We start from the raw sequence: 16,743 nt of genomic DNA on the forward strand, positions 1-16,743 counted from the left end.
GGCATCAAAAAAACCCCAGACGCGGTCAAGCGAAAGGGGCCTTTCATCCTGACCTTTTAGCGGTGTTGTTTAGCGTGGCCCGCAATCCGGTAACAAATCGCCACGTAGCACCGTTGCCATTACGCCGCACATGCAAACGCGTCAACCCCGACACGTGCAACGTCACGCATCTGTAACCTTCCTTTCATCGAAGCGTCATAGCGTTTTGCGAAAGCAGCACCACAACATCTTGTGTGAGGCAAAGCTATGCCAATGATCAGGATAAATGCCGTTGGCGATACATTCGCCTTGCACCGCAGCCCCCGGCCCCCGCGCAGCGTTTTACGTCAGACCCGGAGCTCACCCGGCCCCGTCATCATCATGACGCATGGCTACAAATACCGCCCCGATTGCTCAAAATCCTGCCCGCATCAAAGCATCCTGGCTTTACAGCCATCGCCCTTGCGCGGGCATTGCCCCAGTTGGCCGCAGCATCTGGGTTTTGGATCCGGGTTCGAAGATGAGGGGCTGGGCATCGCCTTTGGTTGGAATGCGCAAGGACCGGTGTGGGAGGCCCGAAAGCGCGCAATCGAAGCCGGGCACGCGCTTGCCGATCTGATCGGCAGCCTACGGCAGATGAATCCGGATCGCCCGATCCATTTCATAGGCGATTCGATGGGCGCGGAACTTGCGCTTGAGGCCCTGCATCATATTCAGCCCGGCGCGCTAAACCGCGTTATCTCAATGACGGGTGCCGCGTATCACAGCCGCGCTCGTATGGCGCTGGACACGCCTGCTGGCCGTCGGGCCGAGTTCATCAACGTGATCAGCCGCGAAAACGACCTGTTTGATTGTTTGTACGAGTTGCTGATTCAGCCGCCGAAACGAGGAGACCGATGCATTGGTACAGGGCTCAACGCGCCAAATGCGGTGACCCTGCAAATCGACTGCCTTCAGACGCTGGATCATTTGTCACGGGCGAACTTTCCGGTTGGCGGCCCACAGCGCCGCATCTGCCACTGGTCCAGCTATACCCGCCCGGGCATGCTGCGAATCTACAATGCATTACTGCGCGATCAGAACCGGCTGATCCTGCCCGCCCTGCAACGCGGCATTCCCGATCAACCAACACGCCGCTGGTCACGGCTTTTTGCCCTGCCCCGTCTGCGACAACTCTTGCCGTTTGTTCAGAAAGCCTCATGATCTTCTCAACCTGAGGAGATGCCATGATCGATCTGTATTTCTGGCCCACGCCAAACGGCTGGAAGGCCTCTATCGCGCTAGAAGAAATGAGGCTACCCTACACGACCCATCTGATCAATATCGGAAAGGGCGATCAGTTTGATCCTGAATTCCTGAAAGTCTCTCCAAACAACCGCATGCCTGCCATCATTGACCCGGACGGCCCGGACGGCGCGCCGATCTCGGTCTTTGAAAGCGGCGCGATCCTGATGTATCTGGGCCGTAAGACGGGTCGCTTTTATGGCGATACGGAACGCGACCGCATATCGGTCGAGGAGTGGCTGATGTGGCAGATGGGCGGTGTTGGCCCAATGGCCGGACAGGCGCATCATTTCCTGAAATACGCCCCACAGCTCGATCCGCCCCAGGACCTGCCCTACGCCAAAGACCGCTATCGCGCCGAGGTCGGTCGGCTATACGGCGTGCTCGACCGGCGCTTGGCCGAGAATGAATATGTTGCGGGGGATTTCTACTCTATCGCGGACATGTCCATCTGGGGTTGGGCCAGCCTGTGGGAAGGCCAGCAACAGGTATTGGAGGATAAGCCGCACTTTACCCGGTGGCTGGAAACAGTCGGTGCCCGCACGGGGGTACAGGCCGGCCGTGCGCTGCATGCGGAATTGCGTGGTGATCACAGCGACAAGAAATCGCAAAACGTTCTGTTCAAGCGCTAGGACACGCTCCTACTGGGTTTGCTGTCCCGTTAAGGCGCGCTGCAAGAATGACTGTAGGGACAGGGCAAAGCTGAGGGTGGTGTAGACATACAGGACAGCGCCGGACGCATCGTTTTTAACCGCAATCCATGCCCGCCTTGTGATAACGTCGTAGTCAGTCGGTAACCAGTTGCGCCAGGCTTGGGATGGAGCAAGTCAAACTATGCGAGTTTTAGTCACTGTATTTGTTTTGTGCGCGGGCATGGCGAGTGCGGCACCGGATTGCGCCGAAAGCCTGCAAACCCCACGATCTGATCTCGTGGCCTTTGACCCGTCTGTTCCCCTCACCTTGCCTGATGTCGAAGGGGTTGCCGGGCCTGTAAAACCCAACCCAGAGGTGGTGAGTTCACCAAGACCACAGCTGCGACCGTGCAGGTTTCGCAAACTCGAACTCGGACGCGAGCTCATGCGCAAGCGTGGGGCGGTGTGTGGTGACTGGACAATAATAGGCGACACCCGCAAGCCTTTTTCAGGAAAGCTCAGAGGGTGTGGAATTGCAGCCCCGGTACGCATCCGCGTGGTGTCCGACGTTTTTCTAAGCCAACTGGCACTGATGGATTGCCAGACTGCGATTACCTTCAAAACATGGATCGAAAACACGGCCAAACCTGCGTTTGCGGATCGCGGTGGTGGTCTAAAAGGCATACGCCTTGTCGGCCACTATGCCTGTCGCACACAGAACAACCAGCCCCGCGCCCGCCTTTCCGAGCATGCACGCGGGCGCGCAATTGATATCTCTTCTTTCATACTGATGGATGGCACCGTGATTACGGTGGGCAACGGATGGAAAGCGGACGACACGAGTGACGTTATGCGTGATCTGCATACTGGGGCCTGTGGCCTGTTCGGTACCGTGCTTGGCCCCAATTCTGACCGGTTCCATCAAGGGCATTTCCATTTCGATACAGCCCGTCGTCGCAGCGGAACAATCTGCCGCTAACAATTTCATCAAATGCGCCAGCGTAAGGTTAGGTTAAAACCTGTTTACGTTACTGTTGCGGACCTTAGATCAAGCCGCCGCTTGCATCTGGGGGTGAGCAGCCTGTGGGAAGGCCAGCAACAGTTGTTAGAGGTCAAGCCGCATTTCACACGCTGTTCGAGGCCGCAGGTGCCCGCCCAGGGATGCGGGCCAGCCCGGCGCTTCTTGCAGAGCTGCACAGTGATCACTGGGACAGGAAATCACAAAACGCCCTATTCAAGCGAAAAGCAAACCAGAGGCGCATAAAGCTATGTTTCTACGCCTGAATCCTCACAGGTCTCTTTGTTCGGTTGTTGGCGACCAAAACCGAAACCTCGTGCTTTTTCAGCACTGCGGCTGCGGTTGGGCCGTAGTCGGTCAATCGACCATCAAAAACACCAGGAAAAATCTCAAAGAGTTCGTCCTGCGTCGCTTTGGTTACGCCACGCAGGGCCATGTCCCCCGGATACAAGCTTTCGGTCTTTGCCCCGTTAGAGAATACGATCTCATGCTGATCGAATATGAAATGGTAGTAGGTTACCTGGCTGGCATCATTCACCACCTCAACGCCAGGCAATTCCAACAGGAATTTTGCAGGAATCAGGACTTCGGGTTCGTCAAAAAGTACTTCCAACTCCGCCTCGGAAATCAGCACTTTGTGATTGGGTGAAACCAAAAGATCAGCTGTCGGAGAGCCCAAGCCCAATGCGTCTTTTGAAATTCTGATCGGCTTTAAATGGCTTTGGCCTGATTGAGATACGTCGATAGTTCGAGATCCGATCCACCGTATCTTTTTTGCGTTTCCTTCGGCAGTTGTTACCAGATCACCGCATTTCAGGTTTTCGACAGTGACGTCACCGTCAGGTGTTTGGATCATTGTTCCCAACACGAAACACGGTACGTCAACGATGGCATCCGGATCCGTCGTGTCCGGAGCATTGTCAGGGGTGACATTTGAAACAGTAAATGCATAAGCCACACCAGGATCCAATGGTTCCGATGTAATGTAGCCTGCAAGCGTCCCGTTCACCTCAACCCGGTATACGTCGATTGTTCCGCCATTTGGGTTTGTAAGAGTGTAGGACTCTTCCAAATAGATGTCCCCATTTGCGGTCAATCCCCCGATTGGAGTTCCGTCAAGGTCTGTTACAAGTCCCTGCTGTGTAAGGTCATCGCCATTCTCGTTGTTAAACCGGTCACCGTTGAAATCAGTACCATTGTCCGGATCGCCATTGACCAGATTTGGTGGCCCAGGGTCGTCCTGGACGTTGAATACACGCCTGTCGGTGTTTGGGTCGTAGGTTGTGGCAAGTGTGACGGTGCCGTTAAAGAAAGATACCGATATAACATTAGGGGCGTACCCGATGTATGAGTAAGCGGCCATATCTACCCCCAATTCCTATTTTCTCGCGGGATAATTCATTAGCATGAATGTGGCTTTTATATGCCATTTTTCTTTTAACCGTAAGACCTTATGCTGTTTTTCATCACTCTGCGCTTCTTCCTTGCGCTTCGCCCCGACTCTGACCGGTTCCATCAAGGGCATTTCCATTTTGATACAGCCCGTCGTCGCAGCGGATCAATCTGCCGCTAGCAGATTCGCCAGATGCGCCTGGGCAAGATTTGTCATTGCCTGTGTTCGTCACTGCTCCGGCCTTTAAGTCGACCCGTCGCTTGGATTTGGGGGATTGTCGTTGAAACGCTCAAAAAACCGGGCCAGTCCCACCAAAGGGTTGACATAGGGCAATGTGTTAAGCGCTGCAGCACCTTGGCCATCCGTTCTGGCCAATCTGCCGTACAAATGATCGCCGCCGTAGTCCTGTAACCAAAACCCAAGGTCTTCATAGAAACTACGCCGACTTCTTTCCGTACGGGTTTCACAAATTGCTGCAGATCCATTGGCCTGAACACTCAGACGTTCCACATCGACGTTCGCTTCGTCCTCGACCAAAAAGAACACCGAGATGATTTGGCTGTATTCGCCCTCCTGTTCAATTCTGCATTTATAGTGGAGTTCTTCGATCTCGGGTTCGTATGTTTGCGGGTTCACGGTGTTTGTCGTCATCGATACTGAAAACACCCCGTCTACCCCCGCCGGACCTACCTTGTAGTACCCATCATCGCTGTCGGAGGTGGTTTTTAGGATCTGAAACGCCTTGTCGGCGGGCATGTCGTAGCAAATGCGCGATGTCCATTGGGCAAGACCGTACGGTATCTCGCGAACCGTGTCAGGAAGCCAGTTCAAGCCAAGCCAAAGAAATATACTTCCGAATACAGTTCCGAAAAGTATCCAGGCCACAACCATGCTCTGGTTCTGTGCAGGGGCAAAGTCCGGCAGCGTTTCAATGAGTGGCAGGAACATCAGAATAAGCCCCAATATCAGCGCTGTTGACAGGGTCTCCCACCAGACGCGCGGATAGATCATCACCAATGCAAGGATGGATAATGTACCGACCAAAGCGACACTGGCACTGGCAAACGAATGTGCCAGCACGTCAGACGGTCCGAAAAGGTAAACGCCAACGGCCCATTGCGCGAAAAAGCTGATCAGACTGACAAGTATTAGCCTACGCAACCGGTAAATTCGGTATAAATATCTGTTTTGCAACGAATACGCTTCACTATTTGCTTTCAATATGCACCCAATTTGGGCGAAATGTTGTCGGCACGCATGCTGCCCGTTCTTTGGATATTGCGTCGGCCCGTTAATACGTCTGCAAATTACCCCTCACCCTGCACCAGCACATCCAACATGGCTGAGATATCCTCGATTTCTTCCGCGATCACATGGGTCACCGAATGCGCCCGCTGCATCCGGCCTGTGACCCGCAACAGCCGCCCCGAGATTACCGCGCGGCGGAAGCGTTCGTAGATCTTGCGCCAGACCACCACGTTCACGATCCCGGTCTCATCCTCAAGCGTGACAAAGATCACCCCTTTCGCCGTGCCCGGCCTTTGCCGCAGGATTACCAGCCCGGCCACAGCCACCCGCGCGCCCTCGGGCGGGTCATCCAGACGATTGGCGGGCAGACAGGCTGGTGGGCGCGGCCAGTTCCGGTTCGACGTTTTCGCGTGGGCAGAAGCAACAAGCATGAGAACAAAAATAGAACATAATGCAGGAAAGTCCAGCCACGGCGTACGGAGTCGCAAATGAGACTGGAAAGACCCAATTGCCTTGACTAAGGAAGGTTTTGAACATCGCAAAAGGAAGACGCACGCAATGGCAAAGATCACCTATGTCGAGCATGGCGGTACCGAGCATACAGTCGAGGTTGCCAACGGACTGACCGTCATGGAAGGCGCCCGTGACAACAACATCCCCGGCATCGAGGCCGATTGCGGCGGCGCCTGCGCGTGCTCGACCTGCCATGTCTATCTCCATCCCGATTGGGTCGAGAAGGTTCCGGCCAAGGATGACATGGAAGAGGACATGCTGGACTTTGCCTATGAACCCGACCCCGCCCGCTCGCGCTTGACCTGCCAGATCAAGGTCACGGATGCGCTGGACGGTCTGGTCGTGCAGATGCCTGAAAAACAAATCTGATGCACTCAAAAGCGCCGCGCCAACCCGCGTGCCACTGGCGCCCTCGGGCTCGCGGCGCGTGGCTGGCCTTGTGCTTCTGGCTCACAGGCACCTTTTCTGCGGTCGCTGCGGACGCAATCGTATCTGCCCGTTTCACCCATGCCACCACACGCTACGCCCATGGCGTCTTGGGGGATAAGGTCGAGTACGGTGCGTTAGAGCTGACCCTCCGCAATCGGGTCCTGGTGCTGCAACTGCCCTCCGACCGGGTCTTCGAGGATCTCGCCCCCAGATTGGTGGATGTTGATCTGGACGGAAAACTCGAGGCCATAGTGGTCGAAACCCACATAGCTGCCGGTGCCCAGCTAGCGATTTACGACGCAAGCGGCACCAAGATTGCGGCAACCCCGCATATCGGCACCCGGTTCCGCTGGCTTGCCCCCGTTGGTGCCGCAGACCTGGACGGTGACGGGTATGTTGAAATCGCCTATGTCGACCGCCCGCATCTGGCAAAAACCCTGAGAATCTGGCGGTTTACCCGCGGTAAATTCACTGAAATCGCCGACCTGCCCGGCCTGACCAACCACAAAATCGGTGAGGATTTCATCAGCGGAGGTTTACGGGATTGCGGCAACGGGCCGGAACTTATCGTCGCCAACGCTGATTGGAGCGAGATTGTCAGCGTGTCTTACGATCAGGAATGGCAACGGCACCGGCTGGGCCCGTTTTCGCAGGCGAATCTGGATCGGGCGATGGCCTGTCAGACGCTTTGAAGCAGCCCGCGCCAGCGGGCTGCCCGGCCCAAGGCCTGTGGCGTTGCATCTTTGATGCAGTGTCAGGGCGCGGGAGCCCCTGGCTCAGAGCGCGCGCCAACCGATATCGCTACGGAAAAACCCGTCCGGCCAGTCAATACCACCCACCATCGCATAGGCCTGGTCTCGCGCGTCCTGCAGGCTGTCACCCCGCGCCGTGACGTTCAGAACTCGCCCGCCTGCGGACACAACCTGACCATCGGATTGCTTTGTACCCGCATGGAAGACCATATTCTTGCTGTCCTCAGGTAAGTTATCCAGCCCTTTGATCACGCTGCCTTTTTCATAAGAACCGGGGTAGCCTTCCGCCGCAATCACAATGGTCAGCGCGTGATCATCCGCCCAGTTCACGCGCGCCTTGTCCAAACGCCCTTCGGCAGCTGCGTGCATCAGATCCATCACCTGCGCACCAAGGCGCATCATCAGCACCTGACACTCCGGGTCGCCAAAACGCACGTTGTACTCCACCAGACGGGGTTGGCCGTCTTTGATCATCAGCCCTGCATACAGAACGCCCTGAAACGGCGCGCCACGCCGCTTCATCTCGGCCACGGTAGGGCGGATGATCTCATCCATCGCGCGCGCTTCGATCTCAGCGCTCAACACCGGTGCCGGTGAATAAGCGCCCATGCCGCCTGTGTTCGGGCCGGTATCGCCTTCACCCACGCGTTTGTGGTCTTGGGCTGTGCCAATAGACAGGATGTTTTCACCATCACATAGCACAAACAAGGATGCCTCTTCGCCTTCCATAAATTCTTCGATCACAACCTCGGCCCCTGCCCCGCCAAAGGCACCGCCGAACATATCGTCAATGGCGTCCAGAGCGTCTTGCTCCTCCATCGCCACGATTACACCTTTACCTGCCGCCAACCCGTCGGCCTTGACGACAATCGGTGCGCCCTGTTCGCGGATGTAGGCCTTGGCTGGCGCGGCTTCGGTGAACCGCGCATACCCCGCAGTGGGCGCGCCCGAAGCATCACAGATTTCCTTGGTAAAGCTCTTTGAAGCTTCCAACTGCGCCGCAGCCGCCGATGGTCCAAACACCAGCACGCCTGCTTCGCGCAAACGATCCGCTACACCTGCTGCCAATGGTGCCTCGGGGCCAACAATCACAAAGTCAATTGCGTTCTCTTCGGCAAAGCTGACAACCGCGCCGCCATTCTCGATATCCAGCGCAGCGCAATCGGCGATTTGCGCGATCCCGGCATTGCCCGGCGCAACAATCAGACGGTCGCATTTGGGGTTTTGCATCACCGCCCAGGCCAGGCTGTGTTCGCGCCCACCACTGCCGAGAATGAGGATATTCATGAATGCTCTCCGATCTGCTTGGCCTCGCCTTGCGCGCGTTCTAAGCTGGGCAGGCATTTGACACAAGGCGCTGAAATGTCCGACCTGCTAGACGACCCCATTCCCGGCCAAAACACCCCTGAATACTCCGTTTCGGACATCTCGGGCGAGGTAAAGCGCACGTTGGAGGGCACGTTCGGGCGAATCCGGGTGCGAGGTGAGGTTGGGCGCGTGTTCAAGGCGCGGTCAGGCCATCTGTATTACGACATCAAGGACGATCGGAACGTGCTGGCCTGCACCACGTGGAAAGGTCAGGTCTCGGGCCTGTCCGTGGTGCCCGAAGAGGGGCTGGAGGTTGTCGTTACCGGCCGCCTGACCGCATTTGGCGCGCAGTCCAAATACAACCTGAATGTTGATGAGGTCGCCGTCGCCGGACAGGGCGCGCTGATGGCGTTGCTGGAAAAACGCAAAAAGCAGCTTGAGTCCGAAGGTCTGTTCGCGGCTGAGCGAAAACAGTCCTTACCCTACCTGCCCCAGATTGTCGGTGTCGTCACCTCGCCCTCGGGCGCTGTCATCCGCGATATTCTGCACCGCCTGCGCGACCGGTTTCCCCGCAAGGTGCTGATCTGGCCAGTGGCGGTTCAAGGCTCAAACTGCGCGCCTGAGGTCGCCAATGCGATCAACGGTTTCAATCAGTTGACACCCGGCGGTTCTTTACCCCGCCCCGATCTGATCATTGTTGCCCGTGGCGGTGGGTCAATCGAGGATCTTTGGGGCTTCAACGAAGAGGTTGTCGCGCGCGCGACGGCCGCGTCTACGATTCCCCTGATTTCGGCCGTGGGGCACGAAACAGACACAACTTTGATTGATTTTGTCTCGGACCGCCGCGCGCCAACACCAACTGCCGCCGCCGAACTGGCCGTACCTGTGCGGATGGAACTGCTGGCCTGGACAAGAGAACAAGGCGCGCGCCTGTCCCGCGCGGCCTCTGATGCCGTTCAGCGCCGCAGCCAGCGCCTGCGTGATTTGTCTCGTGCTTTGCCACGCCCGGACAGCTTGTTGAACACTCCGCGGCAACGGCTTGATTTGATTGCAGATCGTCTGACACCAGCGCTAGAGCGTGGGGTTCAGAACCGTCACCTGCAGGTCGTGAAGCTTTCTGCCCATTTACGCCCTTCGACCCTGCGCAATCTTGTGACTACGCGGCGTGAAGCGGTGCGCAACCTGTCCTCGCGCCTGTCCTTACGGCCCATTCGGCGCGAAGTCGACGTACAGCGCCAGGCCCTTACCCAACTGGGCGACCGCATGAACACGGCGCAGTCAACGCGACTGGATCGGATGCGGCAGCAACTGGAGGCCACAGACCGACTGCGTGAAACGCTCAGCTACAAGGCAACGTTGGAACGCGGATACGCTGTGGTCCGCGCAAAGGATCAAGTGGTCACGACAAAGGAACAGGCCGCGAAACACGATACTCTTCAGATTGAGTTCGCGGACGGAGTTTTGACCACCGGTCAAACGCCAACTGCCCGAACCGGCACAAAGGCAGCACCCAAAAAAGACGCGCCGGATCAGGGGTCACTATTCTGACCCCGCAAGGCTCAGACCCCGACGTCAGGCCCGTAACACACCATCTCTTCGTCGATATCTTCGGCCTCATACAACTCGGTCTGCGCCGGGTCGCCTTCGAACTGCGCGGCCAGACCGTTGCCTGAGCGGGTGAAGACCCAACATTGCGGGTCCAGGCGATCTTCGTAGAGAAAACAGATCTGATTATTTCTCTCGTACCAGATCCCTTCCTTGCAATCGCCATCCAGAAACGACCAGATGACCCGCCGGTTGGGCATATAGCGCTCGACTCCGTAAACCTGCCCCTCAAACCCGTAAAACAGGGTTTTGCCCTGAGTGTAGTCATCAAACTCCGCCCCAGAGAGCGCGGATTGGGACACGGCCATATGCGCAGGCACGGTCAAGAGAATCGCTAGGTATCTAATCATGGTTCCATTTTGTCAGATGCAATTGCGCAGGGCCAATCACCAATTCCACAGATCATCCTGCCTTAACGTCACCGGTTGAGTTTCCCTGGCCCCCGGTACGATGCTGCGCAAAACGCATCGTGCAAGGGACACTATTTTGACAACCGCACTCTTTTGGATCGCGGCCGCATGCGCGCTGGCTTATTTCCCCATGGCACCCCGCCCGGCCAGTGCCATGCGCTCTGTGCTCAAGACCACATCCGTAGCGGTACTTGCGGCGATTGCTTTACTGACGAACGGCCCGATGCTGTTGGTTCTGGCTCTTGCCCTATGCGCTGTCGGCGATGCGCTGCTATCGCGGGACAGTGACAGCACTTTCATGGCCGGGATTGGCGCATTTGCCGCTGGGCATCTGGCCTATATCGCCCTGTTCCTGACCCATCCCAACAGTGACCTCTCAGTGGTCCTGAACAAGCCCGGCTATTTCTGGTCCCTCCTCCTCCTCGGCATCGTTGCGACGACTCTGCTAGCCCCCCGTGCCGGAGACCTCAAAGGGCCGGTTCTGGGTTATATTCCGATCATTCTGGGCATGGGCGTTACTGTTCTGGCGCTGCCCGAAACCGGGACATTGCGCTGGGCCTTGCCTGCCGCACTGGCCTTCATCGCGTCTGATCTGATCCTGGCGACCGAAAAATTCTTATTGCCCCCCGATCATCCAGCGCACCGGATCACCCCCTTCATGGTTTGGGGCCTCTACTGGGCTGCCCAGGCCGGGTTGCTTATTGCGCTCTCCTGACCCTTTGCAACTGCCGCAAATCCGCATTAGGTGAAGTGAACACCTGCGGAGACCAAAAATGGCGTTATTCTCAAAGCTCAAGGACAAGCTGTTCAAATCCTCGTCCCGCCTCGAACAGGGGCTTGAGGCCATCGTCGAAGACGGGGGCGAGGAAACACCGACGCCAGATCCGATCATCCCCGAACCGGACCCACAGCCGGAACCGGTGCCAGAACTGCCCCAACCAGAACCTGTTCCCCAGCCGGTTGAAACGCCCGAGCACATGCCTGTCGATCCTACCCCAGCCCCGCCACCGCCCGAGGCTGCGCCCGCCAAAGGTGTTCTGGGTCGCCTGTTTGGCCGCACAGAGGCCGCGCCAGTTGTGCGCCGCACGCTGGATGATGACATGCTGGAACAGCTCGAAGAGCTGCTGATTGCATCCGACATGGGCGTCGACACCGCCCTGCGCGTTACCTCAAACATGGCCGAGGGGCGATTTGGCCGCAAACTGTCCATCCAAGAGATCAAGCAGTTGCTGGCCCAGGAAGTGGCCCGCGTAATGGACCCTGTCGCCAAACCCATGCCCATCTATCCCAAACGCCCCCAGGTCGTGCTGGTCGTGGGCGTCAATGGATCAGGCAAAACCACCACCATCGGCAAACTGGCCAGCCAGTTCAAAGCCGCAGGGAAGAAGGTCGTGATCGCGGCTGGCGATACATTCCGCGCGGCAGCCGTCGAACAATTGCAGGTCTGGGGGGACCGCGCAGGTGTACCCGTCCTGACTGCTCCCGAAGGATCAGATCCGGCTTCACTGGCCTATGACGCCTTGACCCGAGCACAGGAAGACGGCGCCGACCTGCTGATGATCGACACTGCGGGCCGTCTGCAAAACCGCACCGACCTGATGGAGGAACTGGCCAAAATCGTCCGCGTCATCCGCAAAAAAGACGAAACCGCCCCCCACAACACCCTGCTGGTCCTGGATGCCACCACCGGCCAGAACGCGCTGAACCAAGTGGACACGTTTCAGAAGCTGGCCGACGTCTCTGGCCTGGTTATGACCAAGCTGGACGGCACAGCCAAGGGCGGCGTACTGGTCGCACTTGCGGACAAGTTCGGCCTTCCCATCCACGCCATCGGTGTCGGAGAACAGATCGACGACCTCGCCCCGTTCGACCCCGAGGAATTCGCCGCCGCTCTGACCGGGTTGGAAACGTGATCCGCCGCTTCATCTGGTTATAATATCCTCGGGGGGTGCCGGGGGGCAGACAGCCCCCCACTTTCTCCATCAGCGAAAGACCCAAGTATTGAGCGACTGGCTGATCTCCCTCGAAGGTACCGAAGCAGGTCACCAGCTCGCCCTTGGTCTCGCCCTGATGGCCGCTTTCCTGCACGCTGTCTTCGGAGCGCTGCAAAAAGGCCGCCACGATCCATGGCTGTCGCGTGGTGCCATCGACGCCAGTTATTGCCTGATGGCTGCACCGTTCGCGTTTTTCGTGGTGCCCTGGCCGGAGCCCTATATGTGGCCCATCTTCGCCACCGTCTGGTTAATCCATGTCGCCTACAAAGTGCTGCAAGCGATGGCTTACACCAAGGGGTCCTATACCGTAGTCTACCCCGTCGTTCGCGGTACCGGTCCGCTGTTCACTGTCATTGGCGCGTACCTATTGTTCTCTGAAACGTTCACTGGTGCCCAGTGGTTTGGCGTGGCTGTCTTGCTGGCCGGTATCTTCGGTCTGGCCATCTATAACTTGCGCTTTCTCGAGACCAATCGCGAGACGCTGGGCATCGCGCTGGCGTTGGCGGTGGCAACAGGCCTTTTTGTGGCGCTTTACACCACCTATGACGCCTACGGCATCCGCGCGACCGCCGATCCGTTTACATTCCTGGCCTGGTTTTTCATGATCGACGGGGCAACGATGCCGATCTACGCCTTCCTTAGATGGCGCGCCATGGTCAACCGCCCAACGGTCGGGCCGCTAATGCTGCGTGGATTGGCTGGCGGTATCATCGCGCCTCTGTCCTTTGGGTCAATCATGCTGGCAACCCGGCTAGACAAGGTCGGCGAAGCTGCTGTCTTGCGTGAGACCTCGACCGTCTTTGCCGCCCTGATCGGGTGGTTGGTTCTGAAGGAAACTGTCGGTCCGCGGCGGATTGCGTTGATGGCATTGATTGCATTGGGCGCCGTAATAGTTGAAATGGGCGGGTAAGCAGCAGGAAACCGTTATGACAGGCAAAAAAGACATCAATCCATTTCTGAAGCAGGTGTTGGAACTTGGCCCTCCGCTGGCCTTCTTTTTCATCTACCTGCGTCTGCGCGACGACAGTTTTCTGATTGGCGGCATCGAATACTCTGGCTTTATCATTGCCACCATCATCTTTGTGCCGCTGATGCTGGCCGCGATGGGTGTGCTGTGGTTTCTGACTGGCAAGCTCAGCCGCATGCAAATCTTCACCGCTTTCATGGTCATTTTCTTTGGCGGCCTGACCGCCTGGTTCAATGATGAGCGGTTCTTCAAAATGAAGACCACACTGGTCTATGGTTTCTTCTCGGTCATTCTTGGCATCGGTCTGCTGCAGGGGAAATCCTATCTGGCCTATGTCCTGGACGAGATGCTGCCCATGCGGCACGAAGGTTGGATGATCCTGACCCGGCGTCTTTGTGGCTGTTTCGTCGTTCTGGCCGTCGCCAACGAAATTGTCTGGCGAACGATGTCGACAGATTTGTGGGTGAAAATCGAAACTTTCGCTTTCCCGATCGCGCTGATGGCTTTTTTGATGCTGCAATTCAACTTGTTGCAAAACCACATGGATGATCCTGACCACCAGTAGATGAACAGCAGGCAAAGATGCTCATCCCTTGGGTTTAAAGGGCCGAGGACATTTGGACGACCCTCAATAGAGGAAAACCCGATAAAATCCTTGGCTTAGCGCCAAAGCTGTGGAAAGTTGAGTCACCACTCAACATTTGCAGCCGGAGCACCCACCACTGATGACGGCTTTCCCAGACAGCGGCTTTCTTTCCGAGGCTTCCGACCGACTAAAGGCGATGCTTTCCGCTCAGGCCAAAGAGATAACCCTGAAAAGGGGCGAGACCCTTTTCGAACAGGGGGATGAAGGCGACGCGCTTTATGCCATTCTCGAAGGCACGCTCGAAGTGTCCTTTTTGGCAATGAGCGGCCGCAAGCTATCCTTGACCCTGATGAGGCCTGGCGAGGTGTTTGGCGAGATTGCCCTGTTTGACAGCGGACCACGCACCGCGACCATCGCTGCTGCTGAACCGTCCCGCGTGTTACGCGTGCGTCAGGGTGATGTGATGAATCAAATCCGTCAGCACCCCGATCTGGCCGTTGATATGATCCGGTTGGCAGGTCTGCGGATGCGATGGATGGGTTCGCAGTTAAACGAGCAGGTCTTTTTGCCAATGCCGATCCGGCTGGCGCGTAAGCTGTTGCACCTGTCAGAGCTTCAGGACGACCCAACCAAGCGGATCACCTTGTCCCAAAGCGAACTTGCCGAGTTCGTCGGTGCCACGCGTGAAGCCGTTTCTAAAACGATCTCGACCTGGAAGCGAGACAATGTTGTCGAAGCATCGCGCGGCGGATTGATGATTCAGGATTTCGACGCTCTTCGGGAACTGGCCGATTCCGACCTGATCTAGACCCTTGTGACCTGCTTCACATACGTAGGGTCAAGTTAAGGATACCTTCATAACTGTTACCGTAGGAGGTCAGAGAATCATCCCCGATATCTGTCCACTGACCTCTCCCTGTATCAGAGCCATGCGCCTCCCCGGCGTGTGGCTCAATTCTTTGGTGCAGGGTTGAATCAAAAAGGCCGGGGCGATTGCCCCGGCCTGTTCATTCATTGATTTGGCTGGCTTATTCGGTAAGGCTCAACGCCACAAAGCGCGGCTCTCCACTGCGCCGCACCAGAAGAAGCAGCGACTTGCGGCCTGCATCGCGCGCTTCTTCCATGCGTGCCTCAAGATCGTCGATTGAGGTCACCTTTTGCTGGCCCGCCTCGGTGATCAGATCACCCGCGCGCAGACCCTTGGCAAAAGCCTCTGAGGCTTCGTCTACCTCGGTTACAACCAGTCCATCGGCCTCGGCATCCAGGCCCAGATCCGTGCGCAAAGTGTCCGTCAGGGGTGAGATCATCAGCCCCAGGATATCCGCGTTTTCCTCGGTTGGCGCATCAGGCGCATCCTCTTCGCCTTCTTCGCTCCGCTCAGCGTCTTCGCGACGGCCCAGCGTTACCAATACTGTCTGCGTGCCCTCATCCCGATGCACGACCACCCGGACCGATTTTCCGACTGTAGTCTCACCGACCAGCCGTACCAAACCGCGCGTATCTTCAACCTCAACACCGTCAAAGCTCAGGATCACATCGCCAGCCAAAAGACCTGCCTCTTTGGCTGGTCCTTCCGGCACATCGCTAATCAGCGCGCCTCCTGGCTTTTCCAGGCCCATGGCCTCGGCCATATCTTCTGTGACATCCTGAATGCGCACGCCCAACCAGCCGCGACGGGTTTCACCAAACTCGCGCAGCTGATCGACCACTTTGACTACTACGTTAGAGGCCATCGAGAACCCAATCCCGATCGATCCGCCATTGGGGGAAAGGATCGCCGTGTTCACGCCAACCACTTCGCCATCCATATTGAACAGCGGCCCGCCCGAGTTGCCCCGGTTGATCGCTGCATCGGTTTGGATGTAGTCATCATATGATCCGCTCAGCTCCCGATTCCGGGCCGAGACGATCCCCGCCGAGACCGAAAATCCCTGCCCCAGCGGGTTGCCCATTGCGATGACCCAGTCGCCAACGCGTGCGATATCGCTGTCACCGAACTTAACGTATTTCAGCGGACCCGACGCCTCGACCTTGAGCAAGGCGATATCGGTTTTCTCATCTGTGCCGATCACCTTGGCTGGCAGCTCTTTTTTGGGCTGACCGTCGCCAGGGAAGAACTCGACCAAGATTTCATCGGCTTCTGCAATCACGTGATTGTTGGTGACGATGTAGCCATCCTCAGAGATCACAAAGCCCGATCCAAGCGCGTTACTGCGGCGTGGGCGGTTTTCATCATCGCCTTCACGATCTTGAAACTCGCGAAAGAAATCCTCGAACGGAGAGCCCTCGGGAACAATCCCCTGCGGGCCGGTCTGGCCTTCGATCAGTGTCGAGGTTGTAATATTAACCACCGCCGGGCTGATCTTTTCAGCCAGCGGCGCCAGACTTTCACTTCGCGCCTGAGCAGCCACAGCTTGCGCCAGAACCAAAAGCATCCCGGCAAAGGCCAACCACATCAGCCGCATGAAACCAACACCATCGTCCCGCTGGACGGAAATACTGCGTGCGTGTGCCTGCACTTGGGAACTCCTTGTCAACAATTCTTACCAAACCGCCCGCAGGCGGCCCTTCTTAGCAACCAATGTAGCCGGTTTGATCTAGCCCGCAACTCGTGATCGCGGGGAA

The 16,743-nt window shown here is 57.3% G+C and carries 18 protein-coding genes and 1 riboswitch; of the genes, 12 read left to right on the forward strand and 6 right to left on the reverse strand.

The genetic code is table 11. The annotated features are described in order from the left end of the window. Positions 1–36 precede the first annotated feature (36 nt). Positions 37–114: riboswitch (SAM riboswitch) on the reverse strand. Between the two features lie 138 nt (positions 115–252). From RUM8411_RS06035 to RUM8411_RS06045, 3 genes are all read left to right on the forward strand, one after another. Further along, a complete protein-coding gene (locus RUM8411_RS06035) occupies positions 253–1,182 on the forward strand; it encodes an alpha/beta hydrolase (RefSeq protein ID WP_234995139.1) in 930 nt (309 codons plus the stop codon). Positions 1,183–1,205: 23 nt separating this feature from the next. Beyond that, on the forward strand, positions 1,206–1,895 hold the full coding sequence (locus RUM8411_RS06040; RefSeq protein WP_085821788.1) for a glutathione S-transferase N-terminal domain-containing protein: 690 nt from the start codon (positions 1,206–1,208) through the stop codon (positions 1,893–1,895). Between the two features lie 445 nt (positions 1,896–2,340). Continuing rightward, on the forward strand, positions 2,341–2,874 hold the full coding sequence (locus tag RUM8411_RS06045) for an extensin-like domain-containing protein (RefSeq protein WP_234995140.1): 534 nt from the start codon (positions 2,341–2,343) through the stop codon (positions 2,872–2,874). Positions 2,875–3,169: 295 nt separating this feature from the next. On the opposite strand, the gene RUM8411_RS06050 is transcribed toward RUM8411_RS06045, so the two are convergent. Next, a complete protein-coding gene (locus tag RUM8411_RS06050) occupies positions 3,170–4,276 on the reverse strand; it encodes a Hint domain-containing protein (protein WP_085821790.1) in 1,107 nt (368 codons plus the stop codon). Between the two features lie 90 nt (positions 4,277–4,366). On the opposite strand from RUM8411_RS06050, the gene RUM8411_RS06055 reads away from it, so the two are divergent. Then, a complete protein-coding gene (locus RUM8411_RS06055) occupies positions 4,367–4,486 on the forward strand; it encodes an extensin family protein (RefSeq protein ID WP_085821791.1) in 120 nt (39 codons plus the stop codon). Positions 4,487–4,549: 63 nt separating this feature from the next. Here the strand turns inward: RUM8411_RS06055 and RUM8411_RS06060 are convergent, their stop codons facing one another. Together RUM8411_RS06060 and RUM8411_RS06065 are read right to left on the reverse strand one after the other, a co-directional pair. Continuing rightward, positions 4,550–5,386, reverse strand: a complete 837-nt coding sequence (locus RUM8411_RS06060; protein ID WP_143534834.1) for a hypothetical protein — start codon at positions 5,384–5,386, stop codon at positions 4,550–4,552. 227 nt (positions 5,387–5,613) lie between these two features. Then, positions 5,614–5,985 carry an OB-fold nucleic acid binding domain-containing protein gene (locus RUM8411_RS06065; protein WP_085821793.1) on the reverse strand — a complete coding sequence of 124 codons (372 nt, stop codon included), beginning with the start codon at positions 5,983–5,985 and terminating at the stop codon, positions 5,614–5,616. A 127-nt stretch (positions 5,986–6,112) separates the two neighbouring features. Here RUM8411_RS06065 and RUM8411_RS06070 point away from each other — a divergent pair, with 127 nt between their 5' ends. Both RUM8411_RS06070 and RUM8411_RS06075 read left to right on the forward strand, forming a co-directional pair. After that, positions 6,113–6,436 (forward strand): 2Fe-2S iron-sulfur cluster-binding protein, encoded by a 324-nt coding sequence (locus tag RUM8411_RS06070; RefSeq protein ID WP_085821794.1) that lies wholly within the window; start codon positions 6,113–6,115, stop codon positions 6,434–6,436. Continuing rightward, complete coding sequence (locus RUM8411_RS06075; protein WP_143534835.1) at positions 6,436–7,188, forward strand: FG-GAP repeat domain-containing protein; 753 nt, start codon at positions 6,436–6,438, stop codon at positions 7,186–7,188. Before RUM8411_RS06070 ends, RUM8411_RS06075 begins: the two co-directional genes overlap by 1 nt. An 84-nt stretch (positions 7,189–7,272) precedes the next feature. On the opposite strand, the gene purD is transcribed toward RUM8411_RS06075, so the two are convergent. Further along, positions 7,273–8,535 carry a phosphoribosylamine--glycine ligase gene (gene purD / locus RUM8411_RS06080; protein ID WP_085821795.1) on the reverse strand — a complete coding sequence of 421 codons (1,263 nt, stop codon included), beginning with the start codon at positions 8,533–8,535 and terminating at the stop codon, positions 7,273–7,275. 75 nt (positions 8,536–8,610) lie between these two features. Between purD and xseA the strand changes: the two genes are divergently transcribed. After that, positions 8,611–10,104 (forward strand): exodeoxyribonuclease VII large subunit, encoded by a 1,494-nt coding sequence (gene xseA / locus RUM8411_RS06085; protein WP_085821796.1) that lies wholly within the window; start codon positions 8,611–8,613, stop codon positions 10,102–10,104. Positions 10,105–10,115: 11 nt separating this feature from the next. On the opposite strand, the gene RUM8411_RS06090 is transcribed toward xseA, so the two are convergent. Further along, positions 10,116–10,511, reverse strand: coding sequence for a hypothetical protein (locus RUM8411_RS06090; protein WP_085821797.1), 396 nt, complete (start codon positions 10,509–10,511; stop codon positions 10,116–10,118). A gap of 136 nt (positions 10,512–10,647) precedes the next feature. On the opposite strand from RUM8411_RS06090, the gene RUM8411_RS06095 reads away from it, so the two are divergent. The 5 genes from RUM8411_RS06095 (at position 10,648) to RUM8411_RS06115 (ending at position 14,926) form a co-directional block, all read left to right on the forward strand. After that, positions 10,648–11,286, forward strand: coding sequence for a lysoplasmalogenase family protein (locus tag RUM8411_RS06095; RefSeq protein WP_143534836.1), 639 nt, complete (start codon positions 10,648–10,650; stop codon positions 11,284–11,286). 58 nt (positions 11,287–11,344) lie between these two features. Beyond that, positions 11,345–12,484 (forward strand): signal recognition particle-docking protein FtsY, encoded by a 1,140-nt coding sequence (gene ftsY / locus RUM8411_RS06100; protein ID WP_085821799.1) that lies wholly within the window; start codon positions 11,345–11,347, stop codon positions 12,482–12,484. An 88-nt stretch (positions 12,485–12,572) separates the two neighbouring features. Next, on the forward strand, positions 12,573–13,475 hold the full coding sequence (locus RUM8411_RS06105; protein WP_085821800.1) for an EamA family transporter: 903 nt from the start codon (positions 12,573–12,575) through the stop codon (positions 13,473–13,475). 16 nt (positions 13,476–13,491) lie between these two features. Further along, positions 13,492–14,097, forward strand: coding sequence for an inner membrane-spanning protein YciB (locus RUM8411_RS06110; protein ID WP_085821801.1), 606 nt, complete (start codon positions 13,492–13,494; stop codon positions 14,095–14,097). Positions 14,098–14,257: 160 nt separating this feature from the next. Continuing rightward, the gene (locus RUM8411_RS06115) at positions 14,258–14,926 is read left to right on the forward strand and encodes a Crp/Fnr family transcriptional regulator (RefSeq protein WP_085821802.1); all 669 of its coding nucleotides are present in this window, start codon (positions 14,258–14,260) and stop codon (positions 14,924–14,926) included. Positions 14,927–15,146: 220 nt separating this feature from the next. Here the strand turns inward: RUM8411_RS06115 and RUM8411_RS06120 are convergent, their stop codons facing one another. Beyond that, on the reverse strand, positions 15,147–16,583 hold the full coding sequence (locus RUM8411_RS06120; RefSeq protein ID WP_085822013.1) for a Do family serine endopeptidase: 1,437 nt from the start codon (positions 16,581–16,583) through the stop codon (positions 15,147–15,149). Positions 16,584–16,743 lie beyond the last annotated feature (160 nt).

The organism is Ruegeria meonggei (assembly GCF_900172215.1).
Taxonomy (GTDB): Bacteria; Pseudomonadota; Alphaproteobacteria; order Rhodobacterales; family Rhodobacteraceae; genus Ruegeria; species Ruegeria meonggei.

Bases quoted from the DNA above. Each gene is read 5' to 3' on its own strand.
- RUM8411_RS06090 (WP_085821797.1), bottom strand. From the start codon at position 10,511: ATGATTAGATACCTAGCGATTCTCTTGACCGTGCCTGCGCATATGGCC.
- RUM8411_RS06115 (WP_085821802.1), top strand. From the start codon at position 14,258: ATGACGGCTTTCCCAGACAGCGGCTTTCTTTCCGAGGCTTCCGACCGA.
- RUM8411_RS06075 (WP_143534835.1), top strand. From the start codon at position 6,436: ATGCACTCAAAAGCGCCGCGCCAACCCGCGTGCCACTGGCGCCCTCGG.
- xseA (WP_085821796.1), top strand. From the start codon at position 8,611: ATGTCCGACCTGCTAGACGACCCCATTCCCGGCCAAAACACCCCTGAA.
- ftsY (WP_085821799.1), top strand. From the start codon at position 11,345: ATGGCGTTATTCTCAAAGCTCAAGGACAAGCTGTTCAAATCCTCGTCC.
- RUM8411_RS06110 (WP_085821801.1), top strand. From the start codon at position 13,492: ATGACAGGCAAAAAAGACATCAATCCATTTCTGAAGCAGGTGTTGGAA.
- RUM8411_RS06045 (WP_234995140.1), top strand. From the start codon at position 2,341: ATGCGCAAGCGTGGGGCGGTGTGTGGTGACTGGACAATAATAGGCGAC.
- purD (WP_085821795.1), bottom strand. From the start codon at position 8,535: ATGAATATCCTCATTCTCGGCAGTGGTGGGCGCGAACACAGCCTGGCC.
- RUM8411_RS06050 (WP_085821790.1), bottom strand. From the start codon at position 4,276: ATGGCCGCTTACTCATACATCGGGTACGCCCCTAATGTTATATCGGTA.
- RUM8411_RS06035 (WP_234995139.1), top strand. From the start codon at position 253: ATGATCAGGATAAATGCCGTTGGCGATACATTCGCCTTGCACCGCAGC.
- RUM8411_RS06070 (WP_085821794.1), top strand. From the start codon at position 6,113: ATGGCAAAGATCACCTATGTCGAGCATGGCGGTACCGAGCATACAGTC.
- RUM8411_RS06055 (WP_085821791.1), top strand. From the start codon at position 4,367: ATGCTGTTTTTCATCACTCTGCGCTTCTTCCTTGCGCTTCGCCCCGAC.
- RUM8411_RS06120 (WP_085822013.1), bottom strand. From the start codon at position 16,583: ATGCGGCTGATGTGGTTGGCCTTTGCCGGGATGCTTTTGGTTCTGGCG.
- RUM8411_RS06065 (WP_085821793.1), bottom strand. From the start codon at position 5,985: ATGCTTGTTGCTTCTGCCCACGCGAAAACGTCGAACCGGAACTGGCCG.
- RUM8411_RS06040 (WP_085821788.1), top strand. From the start codon at position 1,206: ATGATCGATCTGTATTTCTGGCCCACGCCAAACGGCTGGAAGGCCTCT.